Genomic DNA, 20694 nt, shown 5'->3' with positions numbered 1-20694 from the left:
GCCTCAGCCCAGGCGCTGCACCAGCGCGCGGTACTCGTCCCACAGTTCCTTCGGGGTGTGGTCGCCGAAGGTGTTGAGGTGCTCGGGGACCAGGGCGGCCTCCTCGCGCCAGACCTCCTTGTCCACGGTGAGGAGGAACTCCAGGTCGGAGTCGGCCAGTTCGAGGCCCTTGGTGTCGAGGGCGTCCTTGGTCGGCAGGATGCCGATCGGGGTCTCGACGCCCTCGGCCTTGCCGTCGAGGCGCTCCACGATCCACTTCAGCACGCGGCTGTTCTCGCCGAAGCCGGGCCAGACGAACTTGCCCGCCTCGTTCTTGCGGAACCAGTTGACGTAGTAGATCTTCGGGAGCTTCGCCTGGTCCTTGCCCTTGGCGACGTCGACCCAGTGGCCCATGTAGTCGCCCATGTTGTAGCCGCAGAACGGCAGCATGGCGAAGGGGTCGCGGCGCAGCTCGCCGACCTTGCCCTCGGCGGCGGCGGTCTTCTCGGAGGCCACGTTGGCGCCGAGGAAGACGCCGTGGTTCCAGTCGAAGGACTCCGTCACCAGCGGGACCGCGGAGGCGCGCCGGCCGCCGAAGAGGATCGCCGAGATCGGCACGCCCCTGGGGTCCTCCCACTCGGGCGCGATGATCGGGCACTGCGCGGCGGGGACGGTGAAGCGGGCGTTGGGGTGGGCGGCGGGGACGCCGGAGTCCGGCGTCCAGTCGTTGCCCTTCCAGTCGGTGAGGTGGGCGGGAGTCTCCTCCGTCATGCCCTCCCACCAGATGTCGTTGTCGTCGGTGAGGGCGACGTTGGTGAAGACCGAGTTGCCCCAGAGCGTCTTCATCGCGTTGGCGTTGGTGTGCTCACCGGTGCCGGGCGCCACGCCGAAGAAGCCGGCCTCGGGGTTGATGGCGTACAGGCGGCCGTCCTCGCCGAACCGCATCCAGGCGATGTCGTCGCCGATGGTCTCGACGGTCCAGCCGGAGACGGTGGGTTCCAGCATGGCGAGGTTGGTCTTGCCGCAGGCGCTCGGGAAAGCGGCGGCGACGTACTTGGACTCGCCCTGCGGCGGGGTCAGTTTGAGGATCAGCATGTGCTCGGCGAGCCAGCCCTCGTCGCGGGCCATGACGGACGCGATGCGCAGGGCGTAGCACTTCTTGCCGAGCAGGGCGTTGCCGCCGTAGCCGGAGCCGTAGGACCAGATCTCGCGGCTCTCGGGGAAGTGCGAGATGTACTTGGTCTGGTTGCAGGGCCACGGGACGTCCGCCTCGCCCTCGGCCAGCGGTGCTCCGAGCGTGTGCACGGCACGTACGAAGAAGCCGTCGGTGCCGAGTTCGTCCAGCACCGGCTGTCCCATGCGGGTCATGGTGCGCATGGACACGGCGACGTAGGCGGAGTCGGTGATCTCGACGCCTATCGCGGAGAGGTCGGAGCCCAGCGGGCCCATGCAGAAGGGGACGACGTACATCGTGCGGCCGCGCATGGAGCCGCGGAACAGCCCGTTCTCCCCCGAGAAGATCTCCCGCATCTCGGCGGGCGCCTTCCAGTGGTTGGTCGGGCCGGCGTCCTTCTCCTGCTCGGAACAGATGAAGGTGCGGTCCTCGACGCGGGCGACGTCGGTGGGGTCGGAGGCTGCGTAGTAGGAGTTCGGGCGCTGAACCGGGTCGAGCCTCTTGAAGGTGCCCTTCTCGACGAGCTCGTCGCACAGTCGCTCGTACTCGGCCTCGGATCCGTCACACCAGACCACGTTGTCCGGCTGCGTCAGTTCGGCGATCTCGTTCACCCAGGAGACGAGTTCCTGGTGGTCGGTGGGGATGACGGGGGGAGCCGCGATGTCGCGCGCCACGATTGCTCCTAAATGAGGGATTTTTTGTTTGGAGGCCCCGTGGGGGCTGCGACCCGGATGCTTCGGATGGTGACCTTGGCGCTCATCCGGTGTCGACCGCACTCATTTGATCATCCGATGCTACCGCCCATATGTCCAGAGGGCCTCACAGGTGAGCGGAGTGAGGATGGCCACGTGTAGAGGCGATGTTTTGCGTCCACATGGCGTTCAGCCGACAGCCTTTTGACTTGACCCCCGTGAGATGATGGCCACTCTTCGCCCTTCGGCGCGCCGGCCTGATCCGCAACCTACGGTTCCGTAGGTACGATTCGGCGCATGACTGCGCCCGTCCCCGACGCTCCAACGGACACGCCGGCCGCCGGCCGTGGTCCCGTAGCGCTCTCCCTGCCGCATCCGGTCAAGCCCAAGCTCCGCGGCTGGCTGCATCTCGGCATGTTTCCGGCCGCCCTCATCTCGGGCCTCGTGCTCACCGCCCTCGCCGACTCCACCCGCGGCCGCATCGCCTGCGGCATCTACGCCCTCACCGCGTGCCTGCTGTTCGGCGTGAGCGCGCTCTACCACCGGGGCGAATGGAACGCGCGCATGGACGGCATCCTGCGCAGGCTCGACCACGCGAACATCTTCCTGATCATCGCGGGCACCTACACACCGCTCACCCTGCTGCTCCTGCCGGAGTCGAAGGGGCAGTGGCTGCTGTGGAGCATCTGGGCCGCGGCGGTCGCCGGCATCGCCTTCCGGGTCTTCTGGGTCGGCGCCCCGCGCTGGCTCTACACCCCCTGCTACATCGCGATGGGCTGGGCTGCCGTCTTCTTCCTGCCGGACTTCATGCGGGCGGGCGGCATCGCCGTCATGGTCCTGGTGATCGTCGGCGGGCTCCTCTACAGCGCCGGCGGCGTCATCTACGGCATCAAGCGCCCCAACCCGTCACCGCGCTGGTTCGGCTTCCACGAGGTCTTCCACTCGCTGACCCTCGCCGCGTTCGTCGTGCACTACGTCGGCATCTCCCTGGTGGCATACCAGCACGGATAACGTCACTTTTCCGCCTTCTTCGGGCCACGGCTTCCCAGCCGTGGCCCCTTTTCGTGCGCCGGGAGGCTACAGCGATTGACACACACCATCTTTTGAGAGCTACTCTCATTTCATGGCTACTGTCACTGACTCTGCTGCGGTGGGGCCCGACCCACGCCGCTGGTGGGCCCTGGGGGCCCTGGTCGCGAGCATGCTCACCCTCGGCTTCGACATGACGATCCTCAATGTGGCGCTCCCGACGATGGCGGAGCAGCTCGGTGCCGGCACCGGGCAGCAGCAGTGGATGGCGGACGCGTACGTCGTCGTCTTCGCGGCCCTGATGCTCCCGGCCGGCCTGTTGGGCGACCGCTTCGGCCGGCGGAACATGCTGATCACCGGGCTGGGGATCTTCCTTCTCGGCTCACTGGTCGGCACCCTGGCCGGGGACGTGAACGCGGTGATCGCCGCCCGCGCCGTGATGGGCGTCGGGGCCGCGCTGGTCACGCCGCTCGCGTTGTCGGTGCTGCCCTCGCTGTTCGCGCCCGAAGAGCGCACCAAGGCCGTCGGCATCGTCTCGGCGGGCTCGACGCTGGGCCTGCCGCTCGGGCCGATCATCGGCGGCTGGCTGCTCAACCACTTCTGGTGGGGCTCGGTCTTCCTGATCAACATCCCGATGGCCGCGATCGGCATCGCCGCCTGCGTCTTCCTGCTGCCCGAGACCCGCGACCCGGCCTCCCCCAAGGTCGACACCGTCTCCACCGCGCTCACCGCGGCCGGGCTCGGCGCGCTCATCTACGCGATCATCGAGGCGCCCACCCGGGGCTGGGGCGACCCGCTGGTCCTCGCGATGGACGCCACGGCCGTCGTACTGATCACCGCGCTGGTACTGCGCGAGCGCCGGGTCGTGCGGCCCATGCTCGACATGGGGCTGCTGGCCCACCGCGGGTTCCTGTTCAACACGCTCGCGGCGACCCTCCTCATGTTCGTGCTGTCCGGCCTGCTGTTCGTCCTGCCGCAGTACCTCCAGGCCGTCCTCGGCAACGACGCCCTCGGCACCGGTGTGCGGCTGCTGCCGATGATGGGCGGTCTGATCGTCGCCTCGCGGGCCGCGCAGCCCGTCGTGGTCCGGTTCGGGGCGCGGGCGGTGGTGAGCGCGGGCCTGGTGGTGCTGGCCTTCGCCATGCTGCTGGGCAGCCGGACGACGGTCGACTCCGGGTACGGCTTCACCGCGCTCTGGCTGTCGATCGTCGGGTTCGGCTTCGGCTTCTCGATCGTGCCCGCGATGGCCGGCGCCCTGGGCACCCTGCCCACCGACCGCGCCGGCAGCGGCTCCGGCCTGCTGATGACCCTGCGCCAGGTCGGCGCCGCCATCGGCATCGCCCTGCTCGGCAGCCTGCTCGCGAGCACCTTCCGCGACCGCCTCGACGTCACCGGTCTGCCCGCCGGGGCCGCCGACACCGCCGGGGACTCGGTGGTCGCGGCCCATGTGATCGCCGAGAAGGCGAACCTGACCGATCTCGCCGCCTCCGCGAACTCCGCCTACGTCCACGGCATGAGCCTGGTGCTGCTGGTGTGCGGCATCGCCGCCCTGGCCTCCGCGCTGCTGGCGGCCGCGTTCCTGCCGGGAACCGCACAGGTCGAGGAGATCGACGTCGTGGAGTCCGCAGCCGAGGAGGCCGGTCCCGACTTCGTCGCCCCCACGGCCGATGCCCGACAATGAGCGCATGACGGCCGCACGCATCAGTTCTCCCGCCGACCACCCCCAGCCGGGTCTCCGGGAGCGCAAGAAGATCAAGACCCGCGAGGCGATCCGCACCGCCACCTACGCACTGGTCAAGGAACAGGGGTACGACGCCACGACGATCGACCAGATCGCCGAGCGCGCCGAGGTGTCGCCGTCGACCGTTTTCCGCTACTTCCCGACCAAGGAGGACATCGTCCTCACCGATGAGCAGGACCCGATCCTGCTGGCGCTGCTGCGCTCCCGGCCCGCCCGCGAGGCGGTGGCGGACACCATGCGGTACGTGATGCGGGAAGGTGCCCGCATGGGCTTCGACGAGGACCCGGAAGCGGCCCGGCTGCGCACCCAGCTGATGGTCCAGGTCCCGGCGGTGCGCTCGCGGATGATGGAGAGCATGTCGGTCCTCGGCCGCATGCTCTGCGTCGCGATCGGCGAGCGCTCCGGCCGCGACCCCGACAGCCTGGAGGTCCGCGTCTACACGATGTCCCTGCTCGGCGGCCTGATGGAGACGGCCCTGTACTGGGGCGAGCGCGACCACGAGGACGACTTCGCCGCCCTCCTCGACCGCACCCTGGACGTCCTGGAAAACGGCCTGAGCATGGAAAACCGCTGAGCCCCCGCCCCTCCCCCGTGCCATCCTGACCAGGTGAACGCATTCGAGATCCGCGTCGAAGTCGCCCCGGAGCTTGCCCTGTTCGTCCCGCAGGCGCGGCGCGCTGGAGCCACCGCGCTCGGCGTCGACGGCGTCTCCACCCTCGGCCATGTCGTCGAGTCGCTCGGGGTGCCCCTCACGGAGGTCGGCACCCTGCTCGTCGACGGCCGTGCGGTACCGGTCTCGCACATCCCGGCCGCCGGCGAGTCGGTGACCGTCCGCCCGGTGGCCCGCCCCCAGCGGATCCCGGGAGCGCCGCTGCGCTTCCTGCTCGACGTCCACCTCGGCACCCTGGCCCGCCGGATGCGTCTGCTCGGCGTGGACACGGCGTACGAGTCGACCGACATCGGCGACCCGGCGCTCGCCGCCCGCTCGGCGGCCGAACAGCGCGTCATGCTCAGCCGGGACCGGGGCCTGCTGCGGCGGCGCGAGCTGTGGGCGGGCGCGTACGTCTACAGCACCGACCCCGAGGAGCAGCTCCGCGACGTCCTCGACCGGTTCGCGCCCGAACTGCTTCCCTGGACGCGGTGCACCGCCTGCAACGGCCTGCTGCGCAAGGCCACCAAGGAGGAGGTCGCCGACCAGCTGCGCCACGGCACGCGGCAGTCGTACGACGTGTTCGCGCAGTGCCTGTCCTGCGGGCGCGCGTACTGGAAGGGCGCGCACCACGAGCAGCTGGTGGCCATCGTGGAGCGCGCCCTGGCGGAGTTCGCCGGCTAGCCCTTGCGCAGATCACCCTTTCCGCAGGCGAGGCCGTCCCGGTCGGGGTCGAGCCCCAGTGGGTCGTCCTTGCCGTTGACCTTCAGTCGGCCGTAGTCGTTGGCCTTGAGCCAGGAGCAGCGGGCGGCCGTCGTCTTCTTCACCGTCGCCGGGAACGCCGTCGGCACGCACACGTTGATCGAGCCGTAGTGCCGGTCGCAGCCGGAGACGGTCGGGCCGACCGCTTGCGAGGTCCTCTTCCTGCCGGGGCCGGTGACCTTGCCGGTCAGGTCGTCGGCGAAGGAGTGCACGTGCGGTGCGGCCTCGGTGCCCGAGGACACCGAGAACGTCGACGCGGAGTCCGCGCTCAGTCCGGCCGGGCCCTGGAGGTGCACCCACTTCGCCACCGACGGCACCCCGTTCGCGTCCACCGCGAAGAGCATGTACCAGCCGGGCGGCGCCAGGTTCGGGTTGCTCGTCACGTTGAGGTCGACGTTGTTGCCGTCTACCGACAGCGGGAGGTCCACGAAGCGCTGGTTCGGGTCGGAGGAGTGGGTCACCGCCGCCGGGCGGATCAGCTCCGCCTTGGCGATGGGCCGGTCCACCGTGATGCGCTGGGTGTCGCCGTACGTCCACTCCGTGTCGATGACCGACGTGATCGCCGGCCGGGTGCCCTTGAGCAGATAGGGCGGGGTGTAGATCGACACGTTGTGGTTCCAGGTGCCGTTGCCCGGGTTGTCGCCGGTCGACATCACCCGGCCGTCGGGCAGCAGGAACGAGGACGAGTGGTAGCCGCGGGCCTGCGGGTCGGCGGCGACGGGATCGAAGGTGTTCGTGCCGGGGTCGTAGAGCGACGACTCGAAGACCGGGTCGGCCCGGTTGTGCAGCGCGCCGCCCGTCTCCAGCACCTTGCCGTCGGGGAGCAGCACCGCGGAGACGTACATCTTCCCCTGGTTGCCGGTCTCGGCGACCGGCCCGTTGCCGAGGTCGACGGTGCCCTGCGGGAGCGGCGGTCCGGCGACGTACGACGGGTTCGCGGCCTTCAGGTCGATGATGTCGGTGAGCCGGTTGCCGTCCGGGTTGGAGTCGATGTTGCCGCCGCCGAGGGTGAGGACCCGCTGGTCCTGCGCCGGGGGCAGCAGGACGCTCGCCGACTGGTCGCGCTGGTCCTTGTTCTGAAGGCCGGGGATCTGGGTGACCGTGTTGGCGTCGTAGTCGTAGATCGCCGAGCCCGTGCCCGGGATGTTGTTGCCGAAGACATGGCTGCCCGAGTAGAAGAGGCGGCCGTCCTGCATCAGGATCATCGACGGGTACAGACCCCAGTACGACCAGGTCTGGTTGACCTTCCACAGCGGCTGCCACTGCTGTTCGGCCTGCGAGAACAGCTCGGCCGTCACCGATCCGGTCGAGTCCTCGCGCAGCCCGCCGAAGGACAGCACGTCACCGTTGCCCATGACCGTGGCCGACGGGTACCAGTGGCCGTCGTTCATGTCGTTGGTCCTGCTGTACGTCTCGGTGACGGGATCGAAGATGTACGAGTCCTTGAAGCCCTCGTAGCCGTGCCCGCCGACCACCGGGTAGGCCTTGTTGCCGCTCATCACGAGGACGCGCCCGTCCTGGAGCTGCACGTGCCCGGAGCAGAACATGTCCTTCGGCGTGGGGACGACCTTGTAGCTGCCGTTCGCCGGGTCGTACACCGCCGACGTGAACGTGCCCGCGTTGAACTGCTCCTCGCTGTTGCCGGAGCCGGCGATCAGCAGCACCTTGCCGTTGTTGAGGACGACGGAGTGCATGGAGCGGACCGGGTTCTGGGTGGGCAGCACGTCCCATCTGCCGTTGGCGCAACTGTCGGCGGTGCCGGTGCAGGTCGCGGGCGGGAGGACGTCCGGCACCTGCTCCATCGTGTAGTCGTCGGTGGTCACCGAGCCGGTCCCGTAGACGGAGACACCCCAGGTGATGCGGTCGGTGCCGGCCGGCACCGCGGGGGTGCGGACGGTGGCCTCGGTGTAGGCGGACGCCATGTCCAGCGTCTTGAGGTCCGTCCAGTACTGCCAGCCCGCCGTCGTGTCGTGCCGGAAGAGGGTGACGGAGGTGTCGGGGGTCGTCGACTTGTACCAGAGCGACAGGTCGTACTGCTTGCCCGGCGCCACCGCGGGCGCGCACTCCGCCGACTCGGTGATCAGCGCCTTGCGGTCGCCGTCGACCCGGCGGGTCAGCGTCACCTTCATGGCCTTGGCGCCGGTGTGCGCGTCCGAGGTGTGCGCGAAGGCGAAGTCGTTGTCGCCCCACCCCGACTTCTCCCAGCAGTACGGCATGCCGTCCGTACCCGCCGTCTCGAAGCCGGCGTTCTTGATGAGGTTGGCGGCGGACGCGGGCTGCGGGCCTGCCAGCAACAGGCCTCCGGTGAGGCCCGTCACCGCCAGCATCGCGATCCGTCTGCGGCGTCTGTTCACACGGCTCTCCTTGCGGTGCGGCTCTCCCGCGGCCTCCTGCGGGGGAGGTAGACCAGCGCTTCGGTACCGGCGAAGCGCACGACGAACGTCGTCACCAGCGCCAGCGCGGTCGCGGACAGCGCGCCCATCCCGAACCGGTGCACGAACAGCGCGATCAGCGGGATGCGCAGCACCAGGTCGGCGTTGGCGAGCAGCGCGAACCGGCCGGCCCGGTCCCACCAGCGGCGATGGGCCCGGCGGTCGCGGAACAGCAGATGCTCGATGAGGACGAAGTTCCAGGCGACGCCGAGCTGGTTGGCGAGGATCTCGGCCGGCACGTAGTGCAGTCCGGCGACGGTGAGGGCCCACAGCCCCAGCAGGTTGGGCAGGAACCCGGTCGCCCCGATCAGCCCGAAGCCGACCATGCGGGCGACCGGCGACGCGGTGCGCAGTCCGACCAGGTGGCGCAGGAAGCGGAAGCCCTCCCGCGCGCTCGACTTGGACTCGCCGGCGAACCGCTCCTCGAAGACGAACGGGACCTCGCTGACCGCGCGCGGGCGGCTGCGGACGGCGAGTTCGAGGAGGATCTTGTAGCCGAGCGGCTTGAGGACGTCGGCGGTGACCGCGCTGCGCCGGATCGCGAAGAACCCGCTCATCGGGTCGCTGATGCCGTGCAGTCTGCGCGGGAACAGGGACTTCGTGAGCCAGGTGGCCCCGCGGGAGACGGCCACCCGGTAGTTGCCCGCGAGCCCGGCGCGGCTGCCGCCCTTGATGTACCGGGAGGCGACGACGAGCCCGGCGTTCGACCGCTCCCCGGTGGCCACCAACTCCGGTACCAGGGACGGGGGATGCTGGCAATCGCCGTCCATGACGACGATCCAGTCCGACCCGGCCGTCTTCATCCCCTCGACGACCGCGCCCCCGAGTCCGCCGACCGGTTCCTCCCGGTGCAGCACGGTCACCGGGAACGGGCAGTCGCGTGCCGCGTCCCGGATGACCTCGGGGGTGTCGTCGGTGGAGTCGTCCACGAAGACGACCTCGCAGGGCAGCCGGGACGGCACCGACTCGGTGATCCGGTGCAGCAGCTGACGGATGTTCGCCGACTCGTTGAAGGTCGGCACGACGATGGTGACCGCGCCGGGCTCGGCGAGTTCGGCGGCGCTCAGATCGGGGACGGGGGCGCTGTACTCGGTGTAGTCGTGGCTCATCGGACGCCTCCGGAGTCGGTCTGGATCCGCCGGATCTCGATCCGGTCCTCACCGGAGCCGAAGGTGGCCACCGGCGTCGAGTGTTCGAGGGCCGCCCCGACCTGCGGCAGGTCGCTCGCGTCCCGCCGGACGGTCGGCGAGGCGACGACGTAGTCGATGTCCCGCCAGCCGTTCGGCAGGGTCTTGGTGACGGCCGGGTCGAGGTCGGCCTTGTAGAACCAGATGGCCCCGAGTCCCGGCCGGTAGCCGGCGTGCACCAGGTCCAGCCAGAGCGCGTCGTCGACCAGGACACGGGTGTCGGCCGGGTTCTCGACCTCCGTGGCCAGCCATGCGGAGGCGGCCCGGTAGGGGGCGTTGGCGTCGGCGGTGACGGCGGTGCGGTCGCCGTCGTACCAGCGCGGGACGACGTACGCCCCCGCCGCCAGGGCCAGGACGGCCGCGAGGGCGTAGCGGCCGCCGGTCCGCCACCGCGCCTCGTCCGGTCCACGTCGTCTGCGCAGGACGGCGTGGGCGACGCTCGCCGTGCCGCCGGCGAGGACGAGCGCGAGGAACGGCAGCGCCTGGATGACGTACATCGCGGGCAGGTAGCCGCTGGGCCGCATCGCGACCACCGCGAGGATCGCCACCGCAAGCGACGGTCCGGCGAGGGCGCGGGCGGTGACCGACCAGCGCCAGGTGAGCAGGAGCAGCAGCGCGCCCGCGAGGCCGCCGAGGATCAGCACGCGGTCGTAGTAGAGCCACGACCGGAGCACGCCGTAGGACCCCGAGCCCTGGTCGAGGATGAAGCCCGACCCCGGTCTGGTCATCTGGTAGGCGATGCCGTCCCAGAGGGAGACATGGCCGCTGCCCGGCAGCAACTCGCCCTTGAGCAGGGCGAAGAGGGGATACGCGAGACCGATCAGCACACAGGCGGTGACCGCGCCGGTGAGGGCGAACTTACGGGTGTCGCGGTGGCTGTGCCGCCACATGGTGACGAAGACCGCCGGGAGGACGAAGAGCATCGTCTCCTTGGTGAGCACGGCCGTCGCGGCGGCGATGCCCGCCCCGAAGTGGTGCCAGAGGTGGCGGCTCGGCGAGGCGGCCAGGGTGAACGCGAGCAGGGTCCACATCACCGCCAGGTTGTCGAGGAAGATCTCCCGCTGGAGGACGACCGAGAGCGGGGAGAGCCCGAACAGGACCATGCCGAGCCCGGCCGCCCATCGGGGCAGCGACAGCCGCCGCCCGAGGACGTAGACGAGGACGGCGCCGGCCGCGCTGATGACGAGCATCGTGGCCCGCATCGCGCCGACGGTCATCGAGTCGGGGCTGATCAGCTTGGGGATCCAGGTCAGCAGGGCGAGCTGGATCCAGCCGAGGGGCGGGTGGTCGTACCAGTAGGTGTAGTGGGCGAGGCCCTTGCCCTCCTGGACGGCCCAGGCCTGGGCGAGGTAGGTGCCCTCGTCGTCGCTGAGGGTCGGGTAGTCGGCGATGTTCCAGCCCTGCACGACGAGGATCGCCACCAGGAGCGCGCCGCACAGGATCAGGTCGGGACGGGACCGGCGCAGCCGCTTCGGCAAGGCCGTTCGGCCGGTCGAACGTGGATCAGGCACAGGCCGGCGCTGCGCGGGGACCGTGCCGGTGGTCACCGCGGGAAGGGTGGAGGTCACGCAGGAACGTCCTCTCGGATCGCTGCGGGATCGGAAGCGGGTCCGGCCACGGGATCGGAAGCGGGCCCGGTCGCAGGTCCGCTCGCGGGTCCAGGGGTGGCCGCGGTCAGATGCGCGCCGACATGTGAGGTCAACTCCCAGTCGTTGCGGCCGCGTTGTTCACGCCAGACGGCGCGCATCGCGGCTCCCGCGAGGAGGACCTGGTAGAAGGGGCCGCCCACGACGAGTTTGAGGTAGTGGACGAGGCGGACGCGCAGGCCGTACTGCTTGCCGAAGTCGTGCAGGCCGACGAGCTCGAAGACGAAGGTGACGAGTGCCGTCACGGCCGGCAGGAAGGTGACGAAGGCGATCCCGACGGGCACGTCGAGGAAGAGCGCGATCGCCACGTTGAGCGGGATGATCACCCCGGAGAACGCCTGAAGGAAGGGCGTCATGAGGGTGTAGCGGGCCAGCAACCGCTGCCCGAACCCGGGGAGTTGCTTCCAGTCCTTCTTCCGGTAGACCTGGAGGAAGCCCTGGTTCCAGCGGGTGCGCTGCTTGAGCAGGGACATGAGCGAGCCCGGGGTCTCCTCCCGGGTCACCATGTCGGAGTCGTAGGCGACGACGACCTTCTTGCCGACGCTGGAGAGGCGGACACCGAGATCGCAGTCCTCGGCCAGGCAGTCGGGGTCCCAGCCGCCGGCTTCCCTGAGGGTGTGCGTCCGCACGAAGACGGTGTTGCCACCCAGCGGGATGAATCCTTTCTGCGCATGCAGATGGAGCCGGGAGCGGAACCAGAAGAAGTACTCCAGGCAGTTGCGCAGGCTGTACCAGCTGGAGTGGAAGTTGATGAGCTGCACCCCGCCCTGCACGACGTCGGCCCCCGTGGTGCGGAAGGCGTGGTCGACATGGGCGAGCAGCTCGGGATGGACCTGGTCCTCGGCGTCGAAGACTCCGACGACATCGCCGCGGCAGTGCGGCAGCGCCGTGTTCATGGCCTTCGGCTTGTTCTTCTTCTCGTGGGTGTCGACGACGACACGGACGCGCGGGTCGCGTTCGGCGGCACTCTCGGCCACCGCCGTGGTCTCGGGGTCGTCGTGACCCACGATGACGATGATCTCGAAGTCGGTGTGGCTGGACTCCAGCAGCCGCTGGATGGTGTGGTCCAGCACGGCTTGTTCGTGCCGTGCCGGAAGCAGCAGCGAGAAGGAGACGTGTTCGTCGCCGTCCGGACTGCTGAACCGGGTGGAAGCAAGCACTTCGGGCGTACGCCACGCGTGCATCTGCCACCACAGGGTGAACGCCGCCATCCAGAACAAGGCCAGTGAGACGGCAGCGATGAAGACAGACGTGAGCAAGCAGATCCCCCCAGATCCCAGAGCCCCCTGTCGCGACGGCGTGTCACATCCGTCGCGTCACTGTGGAGAGACTAGGGGGACTCTGTGAAGTCCGGGAACTCTTCCGATAAATAGATTGTTTCGGAACTCTGTCGCTCGTAACCCGACTTATCCGAACAGGTGCTCAGCTTTTCCCTGCGGATCGACGGTGTTTTGATGTTGATTCTTGGTGTCTCAGCCGCTCACCACGGTGGTCAACGCCGTGCGCAGTCGCTCCGGGTCGGTGGTCGGCGCGTCACACGTGAAGTTACGGCAGACGTACGCCGTCGGTTCACCGTTGCTCAGCGGCCGGTCGGCGAGCAACGGGAACTCGTCACTCCCCGTGGTACCGAACGCGACGACGGCCCCCGGGGCGGTGCCCAGAAGTGCCGTACGGTGCAACGCCGCTGAGGCCGGGTCAGCCGTGCCGGGCACGACCACGGCGACCTCGCGCGGCCCGTCGAGCAGCGCCTCGGCGGCGGCGAGCCCCCATCCGATGAACCGGGGCACCCGCGGCCCGAGCGCCTTCACGACGCCCAACGCCCGCTCCGCGGCGGTGCGGTGGGGCTCCGAACCGGTATGGGCGGCGTAGCTCAGCAGCGCGCCGGCGGCGGCGGTCCAGCCGGAGGGCACCGCGTTGTCGGTCGGATCCTGCGGACGCCGGATGAGCCGCTCGGCGTCGGCCGCGGTGTCGTACAGCGCACCCGACTCGGGGTCGACGAACCGGACGAGGACGTGATCGAGCAGGAATCCGGCGAACTCCAGCCAGACGCCCTCCCCGGTGACGGAGGCGAGGGCAAGGAACCCCTCGGCCACGTCGGCGTAGTCCTCGAGGACCCCCGCGTTGGCCCCGGCCTGTCCGTCCTTGCTGGTACGGGCGATGCGGGCCTGCTCGTCGAGATGCAGCCGGACGAGGAGATCGGCGGCCCCGACCGCGGCCTCGACGAGATCCGGCCGGTCGAAGTAGGCGCCGGTCTCGGCGAGCGCGGCGATGGCGAGCCCGTTCCAGGCGGCGACGACCTTGTCGTCCCGGCCCGGGGCGGGCCGTCCGCCGCGCTCGCGCAGCAGCCGCTCCTTGATGCCGGCGATCCTCTCGGCGTCGAAGACCTCGTCCTGCTGCGGGAGTTGGAGGACGGAGGAGCCGTGCTCGAAGGTGCCCTCTTCGGTGACGCCGAAGTAGCGGGCGGCGAGCTCGGCGTCCTGCGGCCCGAGCACCTCGGTGAGCTGCTCGGGCGTCCAGACGTAGTACACGCCCTCGACGTGCTTCCCGCTCCCGTCGTCGCTGTCGGCGTCGAGCGCGGAGGCGAACCCGCCCTGCTCGGTGCGGAGTTCGCGCACCATGAAGTCGGCCGTGTCGAGGGCGACCCGCCGGGCCAGCTCCGAGCCGGTGGCCCGCCAGAGGTGGGCGTAGACCCGGCACAGCAGGGCGTTGTCGTACAGCATCTTCTCGAAGTGCGGCACGATCCAGTCACGGTCGACGGAGTACCGGGCGAACCCGCCGCCGAGCTGGTCGTAGATCCCGCCCCTGGCCATCCGTTCGCAGGTGTCCCGGGCCATCTGGAGGGCGCCCTCGGCGCCGGTCCGCGCGTGGTGGCGCAGCAGGAACTCGATCACCATCGACGGCGGGAACTTCGGCGCGCCGGCGAACCCGCCCCGCTGCGGGTCGTACTCCCGGGTCAGCCCCAGCAGCGCCTGCGACAGCTCCTGCTCTTGGGGGGCCATGCCGTCCCCGTAGGAGATCTCCCGCCCCGCCAGATCCCGGACGATCTTCCCGGCGACCTCCGCCACCTCGTCCCGCCGCTCGGTCCAGGCCTGCCGCACCCCCTCCAGCACCTGCCGGAAAGAGGGCATGCCCTGCCGGGGCGCGGGCGGGAAGTACGTCCCGAAGTAGAAGGGCTCGGCGTCGGGCGTCAGGAACACGGTCATGGGCCAGCCGCCCTGGCCGGTGGCCGCCTGCACGGCCTCCATGTAGACGGCGTCCACGTCGGGACGCTCTTCCCGGTCGACCTTCACGCTGACGAAGTGCTCGTTGAGGTGGTCGGCGGTCTCCTGGTCCTCGAACGACTCGTGCGCCATCACATGGCACCAGTGGCAGCTCGAATATCCGACACTCAGCAGCACCGGCACGCCCCGCCTGCGCGCCTCCTCGAAGGCCTCCGCCGACCAGGGCCACCAGTCGACGGGGTTGTCGGCGTGCTGGAGGAGGTACGGGGACGTCTCATGGGCCAGTCGGTTCGGCATGGGGTCCATCCTGCCGCAGTACCCCGCCCGTCAGACGTCAGGCGCCCCCGGCCGGTCACCGCTCCGGCGACCCGAGGCCCTTCGCCCCCTCGCGTCGCGGAGCCGCCCGCCGCACACTTGACCAAGGAAAGCTGTGACCTCCGGAGGGGGACGGGACATGCGGGACGGCCATAGGGCGGAAGCCGAGCGGTTGTTGGCGCGGGCCGTGGAGGAGGAAGTACGGCGGTCCGGCGGGCGCAGCGACCGGCAGGTGCTGATGACGCGGGCGCGCGGCGCGCTGGACACCATGGCGCAGACGGCCGCCGAGGAGTACGAGGCGTACGCGCGCGCCCTGGAGGAGACGGAAGCCCGGCAGGTCAGTTTCGGACAGCGGTACGCGCGTGAGGGCGGGCGGACTCCCCTGCTGGTGGCGGGTGTTGCCGCCGTCACGACGGCGGTCGCCGATCTCGCGCTGGGCACCGGGCCGGGCACGGCGCTCGGCGCCGGGGTGGCCGTCGGGGTCGTCGGCGCCGCGGCGACCGTCGTGAAGGTGGCGGGCTCCCATCTGCCGGCCGCGCATCACCGGGCCGGCGAGGCGGGGCAGCCCGGCGGCGCCGAGCAGCTGCGGCTGCAATGGCTCACCGCACTGGAGGTGCGGGGCATCCGGCCGTTCCTGGATCAGCAGCGGATGCTGAGCGCGACGACCGGCCCGAAGAAGGCGCCGGGACCGCAGCTGCGCGGCGCCGACAAGAGCGCGGCGGCACGCGGACGGACCGTGCTGGCCCAGTCGTTCGCCCAACTCCCGGAACCGGCGGGCCCGTTCGCCGGGCGCCGGACGGAACTCGGGCAACTCCGGCAGTGGGTACAGACGGCGCGCGCCAGCACCCAGACCCGGCCGACGGTCGTCGTGCTGCACGGACCCCCCGGCAGCGGCCGCACCGCCCTCGCGGTGCGGGCCGCGCACGATCTGCGCGACCAGTTCCGCGGCGCCTGCGTGGTGGACCTGCGCGGCGCCAGCGCGGAGGAGGCGCCGCTGCCCACCCGGGACGCCCTGCTGCACCTGCTGAACCGGCTCGGCGCACCCCGCGAGCAGCTCCTCTTCCGTGAGCGCTCCTCCGCGGACCAGCAGGTCAAACGGCTCACCGAGCTGTATCAGCAGCATCTGACCGGCCTGCCGGTCACGGTGATCCTGGACGACGCCTCGGACCCCGAACAGGTCCTCGCACTCGTGCCGGAACGTTCCGACAGCCTGGTCCTGGTCACCGCCCGGACCCCGCTGGGGCTCCCGGCCGAACTGTCCGCGTGGGTGCACGAGCTGGCGGTACGGCCCCTGGACGCGGCGGGCGCGGAGGAACTGCTGGGCGCGGCCGCCCAGGACGCCTCGGGCCCCTACGACGCCGAATCCGCCGACCTCATACGGGAGTTGTGCGGCGGGCTGCCGCTGGCGCTGCGCGTCGTGGGCTCCTCGCTGGGCCCGCGCTCACCGCGCGCGCTGGCGGCGGACCTGGGGGTGTACGGCCCGGTGGAGCCGGTCGAGCGCGCCCTGTGGCTGCGCTACACCGACCAGCCGGACGTGACCCGCAGACTGCTGCGCCGGCTGGCCCTGGCCGGACGGGCCTCGCTCGGGACGGCCGCGGCGGCCGCGCTCCTCGCCACGGACCGTGCGGAGGCGACCCGCCATCTCACGGCCCTCGCCGACGCCGGCCTGGTCGACCACGTCCGCGGCGACCGCTACCGCCTGCACGACCTGGTCCGCGCCTTCGCCCTGGCCCGGCTCCTCGACGAGGAGGAGCAGACCGAGCGCTCGGCGGCCCAGGAACGCCTGATCGTCAGCTACGCCGAGCTCGCCGACTCCGTGCTGCGGCTGGTCGACGGCAACATGTCGACCCGCTCGGACCGCTTCACCCCGCACGGCTTCACCTCCCTGGACGAGGCGCTGCGCTGGCTGGACGACGAGTCGAGCTTCATCACGGCGACGCTGCGGCACGCGGAGGGCGTGGACCAGAACGCCGTACTGAGCCTGCTGGGCGCGCTGTGCGACTACTGCCTGCTGCGCGGCGACCTCTACCGGCTCGGCGAGATCAGCGAGCTGGCGCAGTCGGTCGGCCAGGACCTGCTGGTGCGGTCCGTGCAGTGGCGTACGGGTATCGCGGCCCGTCAACTGGGCGAGCTGGACAAGGCCCGTACGACGCTCAGCTCGGTCGTCGACCTCTATCTCCAGGCCCACCACGACTCCGGCGCGGCACGCGCCCTGTGCTCGCTGGGCATCACCCTGCACCACCAGGGCCAGCTGACGGAGGCGGCGGCGAAGCTGCGGGAGGCGATGGACCTCCAGGCCGCGCCCGAGCTGGCCACCGACCGGGCCTGGACGATGCACGCGCTGGCGGCGGTGGAACGGGACAGGGCGCACCTCGCCGAGGCACTCGACCTGCTCACCCGCTCGCTTGTCCTGCACCGCGAGGGCGGCTCCGTGCACGGCGAGGCATGGGCGCACTTCCAGCTGGGCCAGCTCAACCTGCGTCGCGGCGACGTCCCGCGGGCCGAGGCCGATCTGCGCGAGGCCCTCGATCTGTACGGCCGCACCCGCGACGCCCGCGGGGAGGCCTGGGCCCTCACCCAGCTGGCCCGCGCCCGGCTCATCGCCGGGGACCCGGGCCCGGCGGCGGAGGACCTGCGCCGGGCGGCGGCGCGGCACCGGGACAACGAGGACGCGCGGGGTGAGGCCTGGACGATCTACTACCTGGGCCTGGCCCTGGAGGAGACGGGCGACCTGGACCACGCCGTCCGCGAGCTGGAACGCTCCCGCTCCCTCTTCTCCCGCATGCGTGACGTCTACGGCCTGGCCTGTGCCCGTCACCACTCGGCCCGGGTGACCCGCGACCAGCGCGCCGCCCAGACCGGTTCGCTGCGCAACTCGGGCTTCGCCCGGCAGCTCCTGGTCGACGCGCGCGCCGACTTCCAGCGGATCGGCGTCGCCCACGGCGAGGCCTGGACCTGCCTGGAGCTCGCGATCGTCGACGCGGGGAACGCCCGTACGCAGGCGGCGCTGGCCCTGTGCGACGAGGCGGCCGGCCTGTTCGCGTCGTACGGCGACCGGCGCGGCGAGGACTGGGCACGCTTCCTGCGCTGCACCCTGCTGCCGTACGCGGCCCCGGGCGGGGTCGAGGTCGGCACGGCGGTGGCCCAGGAGGAACTGGCCCAGCTGGTCCGCACCCACCACCCACTGCGCGACACCGGACTGAACGAGTGCCTGGAGGCCTACGGCCTGCTGCTGGAACGAGGCATCCGCCTGGAGTCGGGCTGGCAGGCCTGGCGCCTGGGCCTGGTACCCGGCAGGCACGGGCGGGAGGTCATGGGGGTGGCAGTGGGCGACGAGTAGGCGACGCACGCCGGGGCGGGCGCCGGGGTGGGGTGGTTGGCCCGCACCCCCGCGCGCGTCCTTGCCGAGCCGCTCGCTCGTCGGCTCGTCACGCACTCCTGTCGCGCACTCGCCTCACGAGGTCGAGGAGGGCTTCCCCGTCGCGGTCGCCTTCGTCGGGCCGGCGGCGGAGGTCTGCTCCGGGTCGGCCGGCTCCTTGAAGTCGACCTTGCCCATGTGCTTGCTCATGGACTTCATCAGGCCCCACACCGCCACGGCCATCGCCGCGAAGACGATGAAGCCGAGGACGCCGGGGGTGACCTTGTTCTCGTCGACCTCCTTGGCCAGGGGGGCGAGGTGCGTCATTGCCAGGCTCACGCTTGCGCTCATGTCAGGCATTGTCGCGGATGCCCGCAAAGAGGTCGTCCTCGGGGAGGGAGGTATCGACGCGGGACTTCGCCAGCTCGTACTCCTCCGTGGGCCAGACCTCCTTCTGGATCTCCATCGGCACCCGGAACCAGCCGCCGTCGGGGTCGATCTGCGTGGCGTGCGCGATCAGCGCCTTGTCGCGGATCTCGTAGAAGTCGGCGCACGGAACGTGCGTGGTGAGCGTGCGCTCCTTCTGGCCGAACTCGTCCCAGCGCTTGAGCCACTCCCCGTAGGGCGACTCCAGGCCGCGGTCGAGCATCGCGTGGTGCAGCGCCTCGGTGCGGGGACGGTTGAAGCCCTGGTTGTAGTACAGCTTCGACGGCCGGTACACGGGACCGAACTCGGCCTCGGGGTACTTCGCGGCGTCGTCCGCGCCCTCGAACGCCACCATCGAGATCTTGTGGGTCATGATGTGGTCGGGGTGCGGGTAGCCGCCGTTCTCGTCGTAGGTGGTGATCACCTGGGGACGGAAGGAGCGGATCTGCTTCACCAGTTCACCGGCCGCCTTGTCGACGTCCTCCAGGGCGAAGCAGCCGTCGGGCAGCGGCGGCAGCGGGTCGCCCTCGGGCAGGCCCGAGTCGATGAAGCCGAGCCACTCCTGCTTGACGCCGAGGATCTCGCGGGCCTCGTCCATCTCCTTCTTGCGTACCTCGTGGATGTGCTCCTCGATGTACTTGTCGCCCTGAAGCTTGGGATTGAGGATGGAGCCGCGCTCCCCGCCCGTGCAGGTCACCACCAGCACGTCCACCCCCTCGGACACGTACTTCGCCATGGTGGCCGCGCCCTTGCTCGACTCGTCGTCGGGGTGCGCGTGAACGGCCATCAGTCGCAGCTGGTCAGTCAAGACTCAATCCTCGGTAAGTCGGCGCCCGGTGTGAACCGGCGCGATCGCAGGCTTCTATAGTGACCGAATCGGGAGGCGAATAATTCCGTGCCGGGAGGACGATCATGAGTACGGCGAGCACGCGACTCCCCGAGGGCCGCTACGGCCGTTCCTCGGACGAGCGGGCCGACCACAAGCTCAGGATCACCGGCGCCGTGCTGGGCGCGTTCCTGCTCGCCCTGGTCGGCTACTTCGCCTACCACTATGTCGGCCAGAACAAGATCAGCGCCGAGGTGATCACCTTCAAGGCGACCTCGGACGAGGCGGTACAGCTCCACCTGGAGGTCCGCAAGGACTCGGGCGCGAGCGGCTACTGCACGGTGCGCTCACAGGCGGCCAACGGCGCCGAGGTGGGCCGGGCGGACTTCCGCTTCGCCGGTTCGGACACGCGCATCGACAAGACGGTCACGCTGCGTACGACGGCGAAGGGCACGACGGCGGAGCTGCTCGGCTGTCACGCCGACTGACGCGGACCGCCGACTGACGCAGACTGCCGCCGGGTCCGCCGGGCGAGAGGCATCCTCCGCAATACGTACGCGCTGACCTGCGTCGACGTAATTCTGATGGCTTATGTCCTCCCCCTTCGGCCACTGAATTGTTAGGCTCGTGGTTTCGCCCATCACCTGAGGAACATGCTTTTGGTAGGGCGACGCTTTGTATTCCCAGTACCGACGAGGAGCACCTGTGACCCAGACCAGCGAGTCCGTCACCTGGCTGACCCAGGAGGCGTACAACAAGCTCAAGGTCGAGCTTGAGTACCTTACTGGTCCTGCGCGCACGGAGATCGCCGCCAAGATCGCGGCCGCGCGCGAGGAGGGGGACCTGCGTGAGAACGGTGGGTACCACGCGGCCAAGGAGGAGCAGGGCAAGCAGGAGCTCCGTGTGCGCCAGCTGACCCAGCTTCTCGACAACGCCAAGGTCGGCGAGACCCCGGCCTCCGCCGACGGCGCGGTGGCGCCCGGCATGGTCGTGACGATCGCCTTCGACGGTGACGAGGACGACACCATGACGTTCCTGCTCGCCTCGCGCGAGTACGCGAGCTCGGACATCGAGACCTACTCGCCGCAGTCCCCGCTCGGCACCGGCGTGATCGGCCACAAGGTCGGCGAGAACGCCGAGTACGAGCTGCCCAACGGCAAGAAGGCCTCCGTGCGCATTCTCAAGGCCGAGGCCTACAGCGGCTGACCGGTCCCTGTCCGTCGCCCCCGCTGTGACCGGCCCCCGGCGCCCGCGCCG

The 20694-nt window shown here is 70.4% G+C and carries 15 protein-coding genes; 7 read left to right on the top strand and 8 right to left on the bottom strand.

Translation table 11 applies throughout. The features are described 5' to 3' along the window. Positions 1-3: 3 nt before the first annotated feature. Positions 4-1827 (bottom strand): phosphoenolpyruvate carboxykinase (GTP), encoded by a 1824-nt coding sequence (locus G9272_RS28405; RefSeq protein WP_171399152.1) that lies wholly within the window; start codon positions 1825-1827, stop codon positions 4-6. Positions 1828-2142: 315 nt separating this feature from the next. Here G9272_RS28405 and trhA point away from each other — a divergent pair, with 315 nt between their 5' ends. From trhA to G9272_RS28385, 4 genes are all read left to right on the top strand, one after another. Further along, positions 2143-2856: a PAQR family membrane homeostasis protein TrhA gene (trhA, locus tag G9272_RS28400; protein WP_171399151.1), complete on the top strand. Its 714-nt coding sequence runs from the start codon at positions 2143-2145 to the stop codon at positions 2854-2856. A gap of 112 nt (positions 2857-2968) precedes the next feature. Next, positions 2969-4555, top strand: a complete 1587-nt coding sequence (locus tag G9272_RS28395; protein WP_171399150.1) for a DHA2 family efflux MFS transporter permease subunit — start codon at positions 2969-2971, stop codon at positions 4553-4555. A 4-nt stretch (positions 4556-4559) separates the two neighbouring features. Next, on the top strand, positions 4560-5189 hold the full coding sequence (locus G9272_RS28390; RefSeq protein WP_171399149.1) for a TetR/AcrR family transcriptional regulator: 630 nt from the start codon (positions 4560-4562) through the stop codon (positions 5187-5189). 33 nt (positions 5190-5222) lie between these two features. Then, entirely contained in the window at positions 5223-5948 is a 726-nt protein-coding gene (locus tag G9272_RS28385; protein WP_171399148.1) for a Mut7-C RNAse domain-containing protein, read from the top strand. Here the strand turns inward: G9272_RS28385 and G9272_RS28380 are convergent. The 5 genes from G9272_RS28380 to G9272_RS28360 form a co-directional block, all read right to left on the bottom strand. Next, positions 5945-8353 (bottom strand): galactose oxidase-like domain-containing protein, encoded by a 2409-nt coding sequence (locus G9272_RS28380; RefSeq protein ID WP_253268249.1) that lies wholly within the window; start codon positions 8351-8353, stop codon positions 5945-5947. The two genes, G9272_RS28385 and G9272_RS28380, sit on opposite strands and share 4 nt — an antisense overlap. Positions 8354-8376: 23 nt before the next feature. Continuing rightward, positions 8377-9567 carry a glycosyltransferase gene (locus G9272_RS28375; protein WP_171399146.1) on the bottom strand — a complete coding sequence of 397 codons (1191 nt, stop codon included), beginning with the start codon at positions 9565-9567 and terminating at the stop codon, positions 8377-8379. Beyond that, complete coding sequence (locus tag G9272_RS28370; protein ID WP_171399145.1) at positions 9564-11213, bottom strand: phospholipid carrier-dependent glycosyltransferase; 1650 nt, start codon at positions 11211-11213, stop codon at positions 9564-9566. Before G9272_RS28370 ends, G9272_RS28375 begins: the two co-directional genes overlap by 4 nt. Then, entirely contained in the window at positions 11210-12550 is a 1341-nt protein-coding gene (locus G9272_RS28365; protein ID WP_171399144.1) for a glycosyltransferase, read from the bottom strand. Before G9272_RS28365 ends, G9272_RS28370 begins: the two co-directional genes overlap by 4 nt. A gap of 213 nt (positions 12551-12763) precedes the next feature. After that, positions 12764-14809, bottom strand: coding sequence for a thioredoxin domain-containing protein (locus G9272_RS28360; protein ID WP_171399143.1), 2046 nt, complete (start codon positions 14807-14809; stop codon positions 12764-12766). Between the two features lie 157 nt (positions 14810-14966). On the opposite strand from G9272_RS28360, the gene G9272_RS28355 reads away from it, so the two are divergent. Beyond that, positions 14967-18167, top strand: a complete 3201-nt coding sequence (locus G9272_RS28355) for a tetratricopeptide repeat protein (RefSeq protein ID WP_171399142.1) — start codon at positions 14967-14969, stop codon at positions 18165-18167. A 114-nt stretch (positions 18168-18281) separates the two neighbouring features. Here G9272_RS28355 and G9272_RS28350 read toward each other — a convergent pair whose 3' ends face one another. Continuing rightward, on the bottom strand, positions 18282-18545 hold the full coding sequence (locus G9272_RS28350) for a hypothetical protein (RefSeq protein ID WP_171399141.1): 264 nt from the start codon (positions 18543-18545) through the stop codon (positions 18282-18284). Beyond that, entirely contained in the window at positions 18538-19398 is an 861-nt protein-coding gene (gene mca, locus G9272_RS28345) for a mycothiol conjugate amidase Mca (protein ID WP_054242565.1), read from the bottom strand. Before mca ends, G9272_RS28350 begins: the two co-directional genes overlap by 8 nt. Before the next feature lie 125 nt (positions 19399-19523). Between mca and G9272_RS28340 the strand changes: the two genes are divergently transcribed. Beyond that, positions 19524-19925 carry a DUF4307 domain-containing protein gene (locus G9272_RS28340; RefSeq protein ID WP_171399140.1) on the top strand — a complete coding sequence of 134 codons (402 nt, stop codon included), beginning with the start codon at positions 19524-19526 and terminating at the stop codon, positions 19923-19925. Between the two features lie 217 nt (positions 19926-20142). After that, a complete protein-coding gene (gene greA, locus G9272_RS28335) occupies positions 20143-20643 on the top strand; it encodes a transcription elongation factor GreA (RefSeq protein WP_171399139.1) in 501 nt (166 codons plus the stop codon). Positions 20644-20694 lie beyond the last annotated feature (51 nt).

Source organism: Streptomyces asoensis (assembly GCF_013085465.1).
In the GTDB taxonomy this organism is placed as follows: Bacteria; Actinomycetota; Actinomycetes; order Streptomycetales; family Streptomycetaceae; genus Streptomyces; species Streptomyces cacaoi_A.
The sequence above is the reverse complement of the archived record's forward strand: the minus strand, read 5'-3'. Positions and strand labels throughout refer to the sequence as shown.

Coding starts and splice junctions, on each gene's coding strand:
- trhA (WP_171399151.1), top strand. CDS start 2,143: ATGACTGCGCCCGTCCCCGACGCTCCAACGGACACGCCGGCCGCCGGC.
- G9272_RS28395 (WP_171399150.1), top strand. CDS start 2,969: ATGGCTACTGTCACTGACTCTGCTGCGGTGGGGCCCGACCCACGCCGC.
- G9272_RS28390 (WP_171399149.1), top strand. CDS start 4,560: ATGACGGCCGCACGCATCAGTTCTCCCGCCGACCACCCCCAGCCGGGT.
- G9272_RS28380 (WP_253268249.1), bottom strand. CDS start 8,353: ATGCTGGCGGTGACGGGCCTCACCGGAGGCCTGTTGCTGGCAGGCCCG.
- G9272_RS28375 (WP_171399146.1), bottom strand. CDS start 9,567: ATGAGCCACGACTACACCGAGTACAGCGCCCCCGTCCCCGATCTGAGC.
- G9272_RS28360 (WP_171399143.1), bottom strand. CDS start 14,809: ATGCCGAACCGACTGGCCCATGAGACGTCCCCGTACCTCCTCCAGCAC.
- G9272_RS28355 (WP_171399142.1), top strand. CDS start 14,967: ATGCGGGACGGCCATAGGGCGGAAGCCGAGCGGTTGTTGGCGCGGGCC.
- G9272_RS28350 (WP_171399141.1), bottom strand. CDS start 18,545: ATGCCTGACATGAGCGCAAGCGTGAGCCTGGCAATGACGCACCTCGCC.
- mca (WP_054242565.1), bottom strand. CDS start 19,398: ATGGCCGTTCACGCGCACCCCGACGACGAGTCGAGCAAGGGCGCGGCC.
- G9272_RS28340 (WP_171399140.1), top strand. CDS start 19,524: ATGAGTACGGCGAGCACGCGACTCCCCGAGGGCCGCTACGGCCGTTCC.